This window comes from Streptomyces sp. NPDC055078, assembly GCF_053607985.1.
The window spans coordinates 1-12,953 of the sequence record NZ_JBSGUP010000183.1 but is presented as its reverse complement, the minus strand read 5'-3'; the positions used below and the strand labels follow the sequence as shown (position 1 = coordinate 12,953).

12 protein-coding genes are annotated in these 12,953 nt (G+C 69.8%); 9 read left to right on the top strand and 3 right to left on the bottom strand.

Annotated features, from left to right (window positions below):
- Window positions 1-61: 61 nt before the first annotated feature.
- Together ACWF94_RS17580 and ACWF94_RS17575 are read right to left on the bottom strand one after the other, a co-directional pair.
- Entirely contained in the window at window positions 62-808 is a 747-nt protein-coding gene (locus ACWF94_RS17580) for a hypothetical protein (RefSeq protein WP_453488481.1), read from the bottom strand.
- Complete coding sequence (locus tag ACWF94_RS17575; RefSeq protein ID WP_453488479.1) at window positions 808-1,377, bottom strand: RNA polymerase sigma factor; 570 nt, start codon at window positions 1,375-1,377, stop codon at window positions 808-810. The genes ACWF94_RS17580 and ACWF94_RS17575 overlap by 1 nt, the downstream gene beginning before the upstream one ends.
- A 1,047-nt stretch (window positions 1,378-2,424) precedes the next feature.
- Here ACWF94_RS17575 and ACWF94_RS17570 point away from each other — a divergent pair.
- The 3 genes from ACWF94_RS17570 to ACWF94_RS17560 all read left to right on the top strand — a co-directional run bounded on the left by ACWF94_RS17570 (window position 2,425) and on the right by ACWF94_RS17560 (window position 6,228).
- Window positions 2,425-2,898, top strand: a complete 474-nt coding sequence (locus ACWF94_RS17570) for an NUDIX domain-containing protein (RefSeq protein ID WP_453488477.1) — start codon at window positions 2,425-2,427, stop codon at window positions 2,896-2,898.
- A gap of 1,441 nt (window positions 2,899-4,339) precedes the next feature.
- Window positions 4,340-4,927 carry a hypothetical protein gene (locus ACWF94_RS17565; RefSeq protein WP_453488475.1) on the top strand — a complete coding sequence of 196 codons (588 nt, stop codon included), beginning with the start codon at window positions 4,340-4,342 and terminating at the stop codon, window positions 4,925-4,927.
- Window positions 4,918-6,228, top strand: coding sequence for an MAB_1171c family putative transporter (locus ACWF94_RS17560; protein ID WP_453488473.1), 1,311 nt, complete (start codon window positions 4,918-4,920; stop codon window positions 6,226-6,228). Before ACWF94_RS17565 ends, ACWF94_RS17560 begins: the two co-directional genes overlap by 10 nt.
- 366 nt (window positions 6,229-6,594) lie before the next feature.
- Here ACWF94_RS17560 and ACWF94_RS17555 read toward each other — a convergent pair whose 3' ends face one another.
- On the bottom strand, window positions 6,595-7,464 hold the full coding sequence (locus tag ACWF94_RS17555; RefSeq protein WP_453488472.1) for a helix-turn-helix domain-containing protein: 870 nt from the start codon (window positions 7,462-7,464) through the stop codon (window positions 6,595-6,597).
- A 704-nt stretch (window positions 7,465-8,168) separates the two neighbouring features.
- Between ACWF94_RS17555 and ACWF94_RS17550 the strand changes: the two genes are divergently transcribed.
- The 6 genes from ACWF94_RS17550 to ACWF94_RS17525 all read left to right on the top strand — a co-directional run bounded on the left by ACWF94_RS17550 (window position 8,169) and on the right by ACWF94_RS17525 (window position 12,857).
- Window positions 8,169-9,251 (top strand): hypothetical protein, encoded by a 1,083-nt coding sequence (locus tag ACWF94_RS17550; RefSeq protein ID WP_453488470.1) that lies wholly within the window; start codon window positions 8,169-8,171, stop codon window positions 9,249-9,251.
- A complete protein-coding gene (locus ACWF94_RS17545; RefSeq protein ID WP_453488468.1) occupies window positions 9,248-10,009 on the top strand; it encodes an ATP-binding protein in 762 nt (253 codons plus the stop codon). The genes ACWF94_RS17550 and ACWF94_RS17545 overlap by 4 nt, the downstream gene beginning before the upstream one ends.
- A gap of 142 nt (window positions 10,010-10,151) precedes the next feature.
- Entirely contained in the window at window positions 10,152-10,841 is a 690-nt protein-coding gene (locus ACWF94_RS17540; RefSeq protein ID WP_453488466.1) for a WhiB family transcriptional regulator, read from the top strand.
- Window positions 10,838-11,323: a hypothetical protein gene (locus tag ACWF94_RS17535; RefSeq protein ID WP_453488464.1), complete on the top strand. Its 486-nt coding sequence runs from the start codon at window positions 10,838-10,840 to the stop codon at window positions 11,321-11,323. Before ACWF94_RS17540 ends, ACWF94_RS17535 begins: the two co-directional genes overlap by 4 nt.
- Complete coding sequence (locus ACWF94_RS17530) at window positions 11,323-12,660, top strand: DUF2637 domain-containing protein (RefSeq protein WP_453488462.1); 1,338 nt, start codon at window positions 11,323-11,325, stop codon at window positions 12,658-12,660. Before ACWF94_RS17535 ends, ACWF94_RS17530 begins: the two co-directional genes overlap by 1 nt.
- Entirely contained in the window at window positions 12,657-12,857 is a 201-nt protein-coding gene (locus tag ACWF94_RS17525; protein WP_453488460.1) for a hypothetical protein, read from the top strand. The genes ACWF94_RS17530 and ACWF94_RS17525 overlap by 4 nt, the downstream gene beginning before the upstream one ends.
- Window positions 12,858-12,953 lie beyond the last annotated feature (96 nt).

The following is a 12,953-nucleotide window of genomic DNA, read 5'->3' as shown; positions in this document are numbered from 1 at the left end:
GTTCGGTGGTGCGCTGGGGCACGCCGAACCGGGCTCCCGCTCTGTGGACGTGATGGGCGGATCAGTGAGTGATGAGTTCTCCGGGCAGCCGGTCCGATGTCAGGAACTGGCGCTGCTGGGTATTGCCGGGGACGGTGCTGGCGAAGCGGTCGGCAAGGTCGGTGCGGGCGCGGACAGGGTGGGGCATATGGCGGCCGGTGGTGAATCCCAGCATCCGGGCGAAGGCCCGCCAGAGTCGGGCGTCAGGGCTGCGCCCGACAGCCGCATGGTGGGCTGCAAGCAGGTGGGCGGCGAGAGCGTCGCCGGCGCCGGCTGCGAATCTCCACCAGTACAGGGCGCTTTCACGCCGGTCCATCGTGTAGAGGAGACAGGCGAAGGTACGCGCGCCGGCCTGGTCGTAGTCGTCGGCGAAGTCTCTGAGCGTGTCGATGTCGTCGGAGCGCAGCACCGCCTCGCACAGTTTGCGGACGTGGTCGATCACCGCGGTCGGTGTGGTGGCCGGATCGGTGGCGATGATGGGGGTGGGGCGGCGGCGCAGGCTCCGGCGGATACGCGGCCGGGCCGGGGACAGGTGGTAGGTGCCGCGTCCGGGCGGGGGGGCCGCCGGAGACGCCGGGAGCCAGGCCCCTGTGGCTGCGGCGGGTGGGGGCACGTCATCGTCGCCGGTGGGGGCGGTCTGGACTCGGGGCGGGCGGGCTGCCTCCTGGGCGATCCGTACAGCGAGGCGGTGCATGAAGTCTGCTGTGTCGTGGTCGTCGAACTGGTTGCGCAGAATCTGCGCCTGGGAGCGCAGGATGTGTTCCAGCATCAGGAATCCTCTTTCCCCGCAGCGGGGAGGTCCATGAGGGCGTGCAGGTTCTTCAGGCCGAGGTGAACGTTGGTCTTGGCGGCTCCCTTCGTGATGCCCAGGCGGTCGGCGACTTCCCCGAAGCTGAGGTCGGCGAGGTAGCGCAGCCTGACGCAGTTCGCCTGTATGGGGGCACGCTGCTCAAGGTCGGCCAGGGCCCGTTCGAGAACGTCGTGGCCTCGCAGGATCAGCAGGTCGTCCACGGTGGGAACATCGGCGTAGGTGAGTTCCCCGCAGGACAGTTCCCGCCCTGCGATGCGGACCCGCCGCCGGTAGAAGTCGACGATCGACGTTTCAAGGATGCGGAATGCGAGGGCGATCGGGTTGGCGTGCGCGAGGATCCTCGGCCACTTCCGGTACATCACCATGGCCGCCTCCATCAGGACCTCGTCGGCGTCGTGGACATCCCGCAGCCGGGACCCGGCCACTCGCAGGAACTCTCGCTTGTGAGCTGCGAAGAACGCCTCGAAGTCGACGGGAAGCTCGGCCGGCTCGATCAGACCGGAATCCTGCTCGGACGAGTCATTCACAGGTCCCCCTGCGGGGATAGGTGACCGACACGTCCGGATGGCGTCCGAAAGGGCGCGCAGCCAGCGGCGGAACTGCCCGGAAGTTGGTGACACGCACTGCGGAGCGGCACTCCACGCGAGTCTGCGAGGCTACGCGAACCCCACGCCGTACGGCGTTGGCAAGGTCCGCTGCGGTCATCCGGTAGACGCTGATCAGCACCAGCGCGTACCAGGCCCATTGAGGCCCCACTGACTCCTCCTTTGCTTCAAGTGGCCCCCCGTTCCGCGTCATTGCGGCCCGGGCGAGAACGGTGCGTTCTCACCCCCTCACCGATACGGACCCCATGCCGAGTTAACTCTGAGGCATGCGTTCTCAACAGAACGCAATCATCCGGGAGTGACGCAGCGTGTGACCTGCACCCACTGATTGCTATGTGATGAGCATCACAATCTGGGGAAACGTTCCGCTTCTCGCAGCAATCCCCCCGCGCACCACCACCCTCAGCAGCGGCCTCACTCCGCTCCCAGGCCGGGCAGGGCCCCCTCTGCCACCGCGCACACTCCGGCGCGGACCGTCAACGTCCGGACCCTCGCCAGAATCCGATGGAATCCGGACACGCGCTCCGGGAACGGGGGGTAGCCGCCTGGCCGCAATCGGCATGGCGGGGATGCCACCGGGGACGCTGCTGAAGACGGCCTCGGACTCCGGGCAGTCCCTGGCGAGCAACAAGGTCCACAGCCTCGCGGGCACCGAGCACACGCGTGGCCGCAGACTGGCGACACACTCAACGGGCCCGGCAGGTCTGTCAGCAGCTCCTTCACGCTCGCCGACAGCCTTTGACATCAACCGTAACCCTGGCGCGTGACGCTGGCAGGGCGATGCCGTTCACGCGACGGCGGGAGGCTGTCCTGGAATGGATCATCCTGGCCTTCGCCCTGCATGCGGGAGACGACGAGCGGACTTCCTCCTGCGGGGCCCGCACCGCTGGCCTCCGCTCAGGACGGCAGGGGGCGGGGCGGTTCGAGCCGGCGGGCCACGTTCGGCCCCGTCGACTCTACGATGAGATGGTGACGGGAAATGTGGATGGCCGTGCCGCGTTCCAGGTGTTGGTGCTGCCGTACCGGGAGGCGACGGGGGAGCTGCTGTTCGCTCTGTTCCGACGGTCGGACGGGGCTTACTGGCAGGGGGTGGCCGGTGGAGGTGCGGCTGGTGAGTCTCCGGTGCAGGCAGCCCGGCGCGAGGCGGCCGAGGAGGCGGGGCTGGCCGGTGACAGCGAGTTCGTCGCCCTGGACGCGCGGGCGACGATCCCGGTGGTGCACGTCACCGGCGAGTTCACCTGGGGTCCTGACGTGCTGGTGATTCCGGAGTACACGTTCGGGGCCCGTGCCGGTACGCCAGAGCTGACGCTGTCCGACGAACACACCGAGTACGACTGGTTCGGCCTGGACGCGGCGTTGAAGGCAGTGCGGTGGGACTCCAACCGGTCCGCCCTGTGGGAACTCGACCATCGCCTGCGTCACGGCAAGGTACGGACCGCGTGAGCTAGTAGCCCGTTCATCCCCACGGTGAGCGCTGTCGCGGCGTCGTCGCCGGGCCGGGCTGCAGCTTCGGGTGTCCCCGCGCCGCACCGGTCCAGGCGGTGGTAGTGCGGACGGGAACGGGTCAGCAGCAGGCGGGCGGGTTCGTGAGGATCGTCGAGCAGCCCACCGGCGAGATATCCGCCGCGACTATCGCCCCGCTGCGGCCACTTCGCGTTTACCGGGCTCGGCTACGGGACTGCCGCTCGCCTCAACAGCAGCCCCCAGCCAAGCCGCCCTGCGTGCGATACCGGCACACAAGTGATCGCTCGGGCAATTCCCGCCTCAGGGGCGAGCGTTACTTCGACCTGCCCCCGCGCAGGGTACCGTCGGGTCGCAGGGCGGGGAAGGTACACAGGCGACACTCCTACCTGAAGGCAAGGAACTCCGAATCGCCGCGGATTCTGGAAGCCACGTGTCTTTCCACTTCACTCGGACTGTGTCTGCACTCAGAAAGACCCGTCTGCGGGGCGAAGTCTGAGATTCCAGCGTGCTCGAACGGACTCTCCCGGTCCGGCGAACATCCGGGGCCCACCGAGGCCCAAGGAAGCCCGGTCGGGACTTTTAGACCCAGCCCCCAATCCTCTACCTCGCCATGCCCATTCAAGGCATACGGCAGACATCATTCTTCCGGGTGCGGAGAGAAGGTTTCCACTGCGGTTGCCGTACATGTCCATCCCCTCGGACTCGATCGGGGACGGGCGTGGTGCCCACGGAAGGATCTGCGACAACGGTCGCCGAGGCCGGGCATCTGACGAGGCCAGGGCCAGGCTACGGAATATTACTCACCAGTTCCAGCCCCGCACGGGATCCGCCGCGCGTAACGGATCCGCCGCTCGCCATAGCCGTGGCCGCCCTCAGAGCACAAGAAAGGCAGCCGGAGCACTTGTCCCGCATCCTCAAGAACCCGATTCCACCTCGCGCATGACGGCCAATCAATTGAGGATTCCCTTCGAGTCCGGTGATCACCGAATGCAGCTTCGAGCATCGGGGCGCACAGAGTGAAAGGCGAGTGGCGTCCGTCTCAGTTGACGAACCGGAGAAGGGAACCCTAAGTTTCAGGACGTCCAGGAACTGAGATGACTGTGCGGAGATGAGGTGATCAGGTGGAGTCACAAGCTCCGCCTGTACGCTTGCCGCACCGCCAGACCGCGCCTTGCGGGCGCACCAAGGGGAGCTTGTGAGTGACGGATTTCCATCCCGGGCCGCCCCGTCGGTACTGCGTGTCATCAATTTTCCGCATCTCGGTCCTGAGGCCGGCACATAGCCAGACCGGCGCTTCTTCTGTCCCTGTGTATTTGACCAGGGGATAGCTCTGTCTGCCCATCGGGCGCTCCCCCGCAGAGCAGCGCATATTCCTGCCGCGGGGAATTCGTGTTCATCGACCGATCAGAGGAAACAGCAGATGTGGTGGCGAAAGCGCCTTCTGCCGAAGGCTTCCGCCCGGCGGGCCACTGAGCGTGGTCTGCACCGCCTGTTGCGGCAGGGGCTGCGCGATCTCGGCATCCAGCCGCCGCTCAGCGTCGAAGCGCTGAGCGCGGCCTTGGGCGACCAGCGGGGGCGTCCCATCGAACTCCAGGCCCGCGCACTGCCCGTACCGGGGCCATCCGGTCTCTGGGTCGAGACAGGACAGGTGGATGTGATTCTGTATCAGGAACAGACCACCCGGTTCCACCAGGACCACATCATCCTGCATGAACTGGGACACATCGTTCTGTCTGACAGATCCCGCCGACAGGGGAAGGCGCGGGACCGTCAAGATCCTGCGTCCATCTCTCAGTGCGCGGCCATGCTGGGGCTTGCTCCCGAGGCCGTCCGGCGCGTGCTGCGCCGGTGCGCGTACGACAGCGGGGAGGAGTGTGCGGTCGAACTGGCCGCGACGATCCTGCTGGAGTGGGACTCCGTGGTCGGCATCGCGCCCCCTTCACTGGCTGCGGATCCGGCCGTCCGCCGGGTCCAGAACGCACTCGGGGACCGCCGGGGATGGCCGTGAAGGTACTGATCCTCGTCTGCCTGCTGGAGGCCGGCGTGTGGAAGCTGTCCCAGTTCCTCAGGAATCCGCATGATGCGCCGCTGCGTTCCCTGACGCTGTGCCTGCTGAGCGGCGCGGCGGCGTACCCCCTGGCGCTGCCGGCGGGGGCCAGCGGCTTCGACACGGTCATCGGCGCCGGGGCTGCCAAGCTGGCGCAGCACCTGCTGCTTCTGGCGGCCGTGTACTTCCTGATGACGTTCTTCCTTCATTCCGTCACGGATGAGCGGGCAAGCGGTCGGGCCCGGCGGGAAGCCGTCGTCGTCCTTGCGGTGGCCGTCGTCCTCACCGTCTGCGCGGTCACCGCTCCCCTGCCGGAGTTCACTGGCATCTATTCCACGGTGGATTCACGGGTCCACCAGGTTGCGGGCTTCTACCTGGTGGCGGGCCTCTATATGACGTATGCCCTGGTTGTGGCGGGAGTGTGGGCCCGCCAGTTCGCCCGGATGTCGAGCCGGCCTCATGCGACCGGCCTGTGGATTGCCGCGTGGGGCATCACCGGTATCGCGCTTGCCTGTGCGGTCCGTGCTGTCTTCGTTGCCATCCGCTGGACGGGAGGCACCGTGGCGGAATCGCTCATGAACGGCGTCGAGTTGCTGCTCGCCGTGTCAGTCATCTGCTTCTTTCTCGGGATCACATATCTGCATTTGTGGTCGCGGCTCGCCGCCGGCCGTCTGTGGGTGCTCCGCCTGCGTGCATACCGCCGGCTCGAACCGCTGTGGCTGCTGCTGTCCGGCACCTACCCGGACACCGTGCTGAGACCCTCCGTGACGCGGTCGGGCCGGCTGCGTGCTCTGGGTGTTCATCGGCGGCACCATCGCCGGGTCGTCGAGATCCGTGACGGTCTCCTGCGTATCAGCCCCTATCTCCTCACCCTGTCCGACGACGCCGCCCCGGGCCCCGATGCCGGAGACCTGGCCCCACGGCTGCGGGCCGCCGCCGACCGGGCGAGCCGCGGCATCGCAGCCTCCGGTCAGGCCATTGCCCTGGCGATGCCGGCCAGTGACAGCCGTGACGACGACGCCCGGCAACTGGTGAAACTGGCCGACGCCCTCAGAGCTGATCAACGTCCGCAGGAACCACACACTCCGCGGCACCACTATCCCCGCCGAGTGCGACGGCACCACTATGCGCTTCTCCTGCAGGCGCACCCGGCCCAGTTCTGCTCCCGCGCAGTGAGGGTCGCCGCCGGCCGGAGCATCGGCGACCAGACGCAGCCTCGCCCCGCGGCGAGCGTTCGATCTCTGATCGCCGACACAGACTGACGACGCCTGAGCGCGGTGCACTGGCGTCACCGGCAGCACCGACAACCTCGTGTGCTACGGGCACCCCTGCCCGGACTGCGGCCACGTCATGAGCAGACCACCGGCCGGCCTCAACCAGACTCTCAATCGCGGCACCGCTGCCGGACGTGGCTTAGTTCTTCCCGTCACAGCCGGATGCGGTGCCGAACGGCTGCATCGAGCGCCCGTGCGGGGATGATCCCGGCCGCCTTGTCATAGCCCGGGACCACCGACTCCCCGGAAAACCCCGGCTGTGTGGTGCCGGGGCGGAACCACATCTGCCACCCGCCGTCCGTGCAGGACTGGCAGCCGCCGATGGCACTGTCCTGATGCGGGCGGGGCCCGCGCTCAGCGCTGAGTGCCGCTGCTGTCTCGTCGGGGACGTCCGGCGAGGTCGGCGACCACTTCGTTCACGATGGCGAGCAGTTCGGCGGAGAGGCCGTCTTCGCCCATCCCGCGGGCGGCGATCTGTCCGACATCGCCCCGGCGCTTCGACGCGAGCAGCTTGAGCCCTTCCGCCACCTGGCGTGTCACAGCGTCCTCCGATTGGAAGTACATCGGCTTGACCCCGAACAGGCTGGCAAGGCCGTCGAGGACGATCGGCGCTGCCTCGGTCACCGCTCCGGTGCGAAGGTCGCGGACATCCCGCTCGGTGACCACGGCGGCTCCGGCATGTTCGTTGACCGCCGTCGCGATCTCCGCGTCCGAGGGAGCGGGTTGAGCTGGGTAGGTGTTCTCCAGGACGAAGGTGATCTTCTCCGCCAGGGTTGACGGCACCTCCGGTTCCGCTGCGCGCGGTGTGTCCCCGAAAGACCGCTCCTGCGCAGCCCGCAACTTCTCCTCGCTCACACCGTAGGCGGCGGCCAGCAGGGCGACCGACTCATCGGACAACCGGCGGATCCCGCTTTCCGCCTTGCGGACGGAGCTGGGGGTCGAGGTCCCGGTGATTTGTGCGGTGGCCTTCTGGGAGTACCCGGCATCAGCGCGCAGGTCGGCCAAGTCCGGCTGCCCCTGGCGCGGGAACAGCGCGTCAAGCCTCTCGCCGACCAACTGCGCGAGCCTCGCGAGTTTCTCCGCCGGCGGCTTCGTCGCCGTGCTTTCCCATCGGGCGACCGCGGCCTCCTGAACGCCGACGGCCTCCGCGATCTGCCGTTGCGTCAGGTCCGCCGCCCGCCGTTTGGCGCGGAAGGCACGGCCGTCGAAGACGCGGTCGGGCATAGGGCGCTCCAGGAATTGCACGGTGCGGATACGGACACGGCAACACTTGATCAGGTCACCTTAAGAAGATACCTTTCATGGCGTGACTTCGCTGGCGGCGTCCGCAGAATGGGCACGCATCACTCTGCCCGTGCTGCGGTGAGTGCCAAGGCATATACGTCCAGACCGTATCAAGCCCGTGCCGGGGTCTTCTCCCTGGCCTGCCGAACGGAGAAGTGAGTGAGCGGCGCTCTCCCCACCCCCAGGCCCGCCCTGCCGAGGGCTGTGCCGGTTGCCCACACGCCGTGCCCGTTCATGGATTTCAGAGGTGTACAGCGGACTAGAGCTATGTATGGACTTCCGCGCGGGGTCTGTGGTGTGTTGCTGGCCCCCGGGTGAACGCCACCCGGCCCACAGCCGAGCCGTGACCGTACGACCACTGGGAGATCCGTCAGGCAACACCGACAACTGAGCGCAGACAGCGACGGCGCCGAGAGAGCTGGAAACTCTCCGACGCCGACCGCGATGGACCCTCCGCCCCGGCAAGGGCGGAATACGTCCCACCAGCACCGCACCGGCCCTTCTCACGGGGCACACCGGCGCGGCATCACTTCAAGAGGAGAGTGTCGCATGTCCACCCCCGCGCGCGAAAGGCCGAACGACCCGGCCCGCGCGACACCCGAACCTCCCGGCTACCAGCGGGCCCCCGGCGGGGGTGCTGGCTGATGGCACGCATACGCACCATCAAGCCGGAAGCATTCGAGTCGGAGGACCTCGCCTCCGTCAGCGTGACCGCGGTCCTGACCTTCATCGGCCTGCTGACCCTCTCGGATGACTCGGGGCGCTGTCGTGACCATCCGGCGATCATCGCGGGGCGGCTGTGGGCGCTGCGCCAGGAGCACACCCCGGCCCATGTCTCCCAGGATCTGGAGGAGCTGGCGGAAGCGGGGCTGATCTGCCGGTACACCGGCTGCGACGGGCGGACGTACCTCCACATCGTGACGTGGGAGCAGCACCAGAGGATCAACCGGCCCACCGACTCGCGTCTGCCGCGATGCCCCGGCCACCAGGGTGCCCGGAAGTGCGGGAAGTGCCAGGAAACGCGTTGCCCCGGCATTACGCCGGCTCAGCCCACCCGGGCGAGCCCCGGCCCCGTCTGCTGCGGGGCCTCCGTGAGCCTTCCCGGAGGGCTCCAACGCCCCGTCCCGGCCCCTTCGCCGCCGGACGCGGCCCCGGCGGACGGACCGCCCGCGCTGGAGCCGGCTTCGCCTCCGCCTTCCGGGGACCGCGAGCAGGACCCGATGGCACATCTCGGCGAAGCCACAGGTCAGGATGGTGCCGGCCCGGATCTGGACGCGGCTCCCGCACATCTCACGGAGGACTCACTGCCTGGATCTAGGATCTTGGATCCTGGATCTTCCCGTAGGGGGCGCGCGGCGCCCGCACTGGATGCGGCTCCCGCAGAGGTCTCGGCGAAGGGCCTGGTGGCCGAGTACGTGAAGGGCTGCGCCCAGCGCCCGCCGGGGGACGTCCTCGGCCTGCTGGGGCGAAAGGCCAAGGCCCTGCTGGCCGAGGGCTTCGAACCTGCTGACATCCGCGCGGCGATGGACCGGCTGCGGAACAGGGCACTGCATCCGAGCGTGTTGCCGAGCCTGGTGAACGAGGTCGTCAACCCGCCCGCCCTCGTCGGCGCGGGTGCTGTGAGCGCCTCCGGCGGGGCCCCTTGGGCCAGCACGGGAACGGGCCACCGGCCGTACTTCAACCCCGCCCCGCCGCCCGAGGGCGCCGTGTTCGGGAGGCCGCTGTGACCCGCACTCTCAGCCGGTCCGCCGAGCCGCAGCCCGCTGTGTCGGACCGGCTCCGGCAGCGTCTGGAAGCCCAGCTCGCCGCCCGCGGCATCACGCCCGGCTCCGGCCAGCCCCTGCCCGCCGACCCCGCGCCGCAGCCGCTCGCCGCACTGGCGGCGGCCCAGGCGCGGATCCCCGCCGACTACCGGAACGCGGTCGCCGACCACCCTGCCGTCGCCTCCTGGGTGCGCACCATCGCCGAGTCCGCGACCGCCCCCTACGCCGGAGACCGGCACGCCCACTACGGCCGGGCAGGACGCCGCGAGATCCGCAGCGGCCCGTCGCTGCTGCTGTGGGGCCCGACCGGCACCGGCAAAACGAGGCAGGCGTTCGGGGCGATCCGGTCCCTGACCGCCGCCGGGTGCGCGGTGCGCTGGCACGCCGCCAAAGCCGCCGACCTGTACGGCCGGATGCGCAGCCAGAACACGGACACCGAGGCGGTGCTCCGGCACGCGATGCGGGTGCCGCTGCTGGTCCTGGACGACCTCGGCGCCGCCAAGGCCACGGCGTGGAACGAGGAGATCACCTTCCGCCTGCTGGCCTGGCGCGGGGAGAACCATCTGCCCACGCTCGTGACCACCAACCTCCTCCCGCACGCCGCCGGATCGGATGCCCGGCACCTGCGGATTGCGGTCGGCGACCGGGTCCTGTCCCGCCTGTCCGGGATGTGCACGCCGGTCGAACTCACCGGCTCCGACCGCCGCTACAGCCACCGCTGACCCGCGCCCTCCCCCACCGCTTCTCCGGCGCGACGGCCGACGCCCGCGCCCCTTGCCCGCCCCGCAGACCGGCCATCACGCGACAACCCCTGGGTGACACGTGTCCCCGCCGGCCCCCTTGAGGCGTATCCGGAGACTCCCCTTGCGCTACATCACCACGATCGATGCCGCCCGCCCCGCGCTGCGCGGGATAGCCGACCACAGCTGGCACGCCCGCGCCCTCTGCCACGGCATGGCCCCCCGGGAAGCGGACCGGCTGTTCTTCCCCCGGCCGCGGGACCATAAGGCCATCGCCGCAGCCAAGTCCCTCTGCGGCCAATGCCCGGTGAAAAGGGACTGCTTCAACCACGCCCTCGGCAACGGCACCAAGGAGGGCATCTGGGGCGGCCTGACCGAGGCCGAACGCCGGGCCTGGCAGGCGAAGATCAGCGAACGCCTCGACTATGCCCGGGTCCGTGCAGCGTTCCTCGGCCGGGACGTCCACCTCTCCGCCGCGGAGCGCGAGGCCGTCACCCGCCACGCCCACGTCCGCGGCTGGAGCCCGGAACGCCTCGCCTACACCCTCCGTCTCGATCTCGACTACGCCCGCGACCTGATGCGCGAGGCCGCCCACGCCGTCGAGGACCGCGACCGGTACTGGGACCTCTACGGCACCACCGAGAACCAGCCCCAGGACCAGGACGAGAACGGGGACAGGGACGACGCTGCCCCCATCGAAGCCGAGGACGACGAGGAACCCGGGGGCACGAAGGACACCCCGCCCGTGTCCGCACCGGTCCCCGGCCACGTCCACACCCACGCCCTGATCGCCGCACTCGGAAGGGCCGCATGACCCCCCGCACCACCGCACCGCCACCTGCCGGCCCCTGGGACCGTCTCGCCATCCGCGCCCCCGTCACCGCCGACTGCGCGCTGTCGTACGACGCGTCGCAGCAGACGGCCGTCGCTCTCCACCTCCGCGGCCCGCTGCGCTACCTCTTCCCTCTGCTGATCGACGGGTCCATCGGCTGCGGCGCCCCCGCCCTCGACGCCCTCCCCCGGAAGGCCCGCAGGGAACGGCTGTACGCCTGGCCCCTGTGCAGCGCGGCCACCGTCCTCAGCGTCCTGCTGGCGGTCCGCCTGACCCAGCAGCCCAATGGCGAGGGCGGGCCGCGCCTGAACGGCCTGGGCGCGGCTGCCCTGTCCGCCCGTCCGCCGCTCGCCCTCGCCGACTCCGCTCTGCTGCTGGTGCTCCTGACAGCGCGCTCCGGCAACCCGGGCCCCGGGGCGGGCCCAGACGACACCGGGGCGGCCATGGCGAAGGGCGGGCAGTGATGTCCCATCAGTCGGCTGAGCGGTACGCCCTTGTCGCAGCGGGAGTGATGATCGTCGCCTTGACCGCCGGCGGGTTCTGGCTCTCCTATGCCCACCTCGCCGAGGTCGCCGGACAGCACGGACTGGGCGATTCGCCTGTCCGCCAGTGGGCCTGGCCCGCCAGTCTCGACGCCGCCATCATCGCCGGCGAACTCCTCATGCTCCGCGCCGGTTTCCGCAAGACGGTCGACTGGTGGGCCGTCACCCTGACCTCGAGCGGATCGGTCGGGTCGATCGCCCTCAACATCGCCGGGGTCAGCAGCACCCAGCATGCCGGGGCCGTACCGGTCCTGGACTACGTGGTCGCCGCCGTACCCCCGACCGCCGCACTCGTCGCCTTCGGCGTCCTCATGCGCCAGATCCACCAACTCGTCACCACCCCCTCACCCACGGCCACCGGACACCAGCCCGCAGCGGGGGCCTGCATCACTCACGACGCCGTCCCGCGGCCGGGCACCGCCGAGGCGCAGACGCTGCCGCTCGCCCAGACCAACGCGGACACCGGCACCGGACCAGAACCCGACCTCGGCGCGGCGGACCAGACCGCCGACACCCCCGCGAACCAGGGCGGCACCGGGACCAGCACCACGGACCAGACCGTCCCGGTCCACCGGACCGATACCACGGACCACGCCGCTGCGGACCACACCGACCTCGGCGGTCCGACCCGGGGCGGTGGCACCGGGACGAGCGCCGAGGCGGACCAGACCCTCGCCGCCCCCCGGACCAACGCCGCGGACCACGCGGCTGCGGACCAGGCCACCAATGACACGCGGACCAGTATTTCCGCAGGTCGCACGGTTACAGCGGCAGCGGACCACGACCGGACCGCCGAGGCCCATGCACCTGGCGCGGCAGCAGGCAGCGACACGGACCAGACCGGACCACCTGCGGACCAGCGCTCCGGTCCGGCGGACGAGCGGACCAACCCGCCAGCGGGCCTGCAGACCGGAGCAGCGGATCACGCCGCTGCGGACCAAGTGGTCACCGCCCGGTCCACGGACCCGGTCCGCCAGCAGATCCCGGACCAGACCAACGCGACAGCGGACCACCCGCGGACCACGACGGCGGACCAGAACGCGACGGCCGAGGACGAGCCGATGCCGATGGAACAGCTCGTCGAGATCGCCCGCAACGCAGCCCTGGCGGAAGGGCGGATGACCCGACGGGTCCTGCGCCCCTACCTGCGGGCGCAGGACATCCAGATCAGCAACGAGCGCTTCAGCACCCTCCAGACCCTCCTCCAGCAGGACCCGGCACTCGCCCACCTGCCCCGGCCTCCCCGAAAGGCCCGATGACCCCGATGAAGACCTGCCACCGCTTCACCCGTATCAAGACCGGCTACGAGCAGGACATCCAGTACCTGCGCAGCCACTCCGAGCGCCACCAGGGCAAGCCGTCGGCGAAGGTCAGCGCGAAGCACGCTCTGGGCGCGAAGCGGGCCATGGCCCGCGCCCTGAGCCGCCACTACGAACGCTGCCCCGAATGCGGCTGAACCCCGCATAACGCACCACTTCCTGCCCGAGGTGGTGTCCCGGCCGTCGCCGGGGCACCACCCCAGTCCCCGGTGTCGCTGCTGCTCGACGGGCTG